Origin of the sequence: Pseudomonas sp. NPDC089741, assembly GCF_044748825.1 — a bacterium.
Classification (GTDB): Bacteria; Pseudomonadota; Gammaproteobacteria; order Pseudomonadales; family Pseudomonadaceae; genus Aquipseudomonas; species Aquipseudomonas helmanticensis.
This window is the reverse complement of record NZ_JBIVGT010000085.1, coordinates 1-1,508: the sequence shown is the minus strand read 5'-3', so window position 1 is coordinate 1,508 and position 1,508 is coordinate 1. Positions and strand designations below refer to the sequence as shown.

The following is a 1,508-nucleotide window of genomic DNA, read 5'->3' as shown; positions in this document are numbered from 1 at the left end:
AATCACAGCACCGTACGGCAGCTTGTAACGCTCGCGCTCACGACCGAAGTCGTCAGCGATGGCCAGCTCACCGGAACGGGACACAGCAACCAGGTGACCATCCACTCGCTCAACGTGCTTCAAATTGTGCAGACGAACGGTACCGCCATTCTTCACCTGAACGCTGTCCGCAGCGGAAGTCCGGCTTGCCGCACCACCGATGTGGAACGTACGCATCGTCAGCTGGGTACCCGGCTCACCGATGGACTGGGCAGCGATAACGCCGACCGCTTCACCGATGTTCACCTGGTGACCACGAGCCAAGTCACGGCCGTAGCACTTGGCGCAAATGCCATAGCGGGTTTCGCAGCTGATCGGCGAACGCACGATCACTTCGTCGATGCTGTTCAGCTCGATGAACTCGACCCACTTTTCGTCTACCAGAGTACCGGCAGGAACGATTACGTCCTCGGTGCCTGGCTTGAACACGTCACGGGCAATAACACGACCCAATACGCGCTCACCCAACGGCTCTACAACGTCACCGCCTTCAATGTGCGGAGTCATCAGCAGACCGTGTTCGGTGCCGCAATCGATCTCGGTTACAACCAGATCCTGCGCCACGTCTACCAGACGACGAGTCAGGTAACCGGAGTTCGCCGTTTTCAACGCGGTATCCGCCAGACCTTTACGAGCACCGTGAGTGGAGATGAAGTACTGAAGTACGCTCAAACCTTCACGGAAGTTCGCAGTAATCGGCGTTTCAATGATGGAACCGTCCGGCTTGGCCATCAGACCACGCATACCGGCCAGCTGACGAATCTGTGCTGCGGAACCCCGCGCACCCGAGTCAGCCATCATGTACATCGAGTTGAAAGACTCTTGATCGACTTCAACGCCATGACGGTCGATAACCTTCTCTTTCGAGAGGTTGGCCATCATTGCCTTGGAAACTTCGTCGTTCGCTTTCGACCAAAGGTCGATCACTTTGTTGTACTTCTCGCCCTGGGTTACCAGGCCGGAGGCGTACTGGCTCTCGATCTCTTTCACTTCGTCGGTGGCTGCACCGATGATGCGGGCTTTTTCGTCCGGGATAACGAAGTCGTTAACACCGATGGAAACGCCGGAGATGGTCGAGTAAGCGAAACCGGTGTACATCAACTGGTCAGCGAAGATCACGGTCTCTTTCAGACCAACCACGCGGTAGCACTGGTTGATCAGCTTGGAGATAGCCTTTTTCTTCATCGGCAGGTTGACGACGTCGTACGACAGACCTTTTGGCACAACCTGGAACAGCAGCGCACGGCCGACAGTGGTGTCGACGATACGGGTACCGCTCACGCTGTTGCCGTCACGGTCGTTGACGGTTTCGTTGATACGTACTTTAACCTTGGCGTGCAGTGCGGCTTCGCCGGCACGGAACACACGGTCAACTTCCTGCAGATCCGCGAACACACGACCTTCGCCTTTGGCGTTGATCGCTTCACGAGTCATGTAGTACAGACCCAATACAACGTCCTGCGCCGGAA

General features: G+C 56.5%; 1 pseudogene. It reads right to left on the bottom strand.

The window, feature by feature from the left end:
* Positions 1 to 1,508, bottom strand: a pseudogene (locus tag ACIPZE_RS28920) (DNA-directed RNA polymerase subunit beta'); the annotation flags it as partial.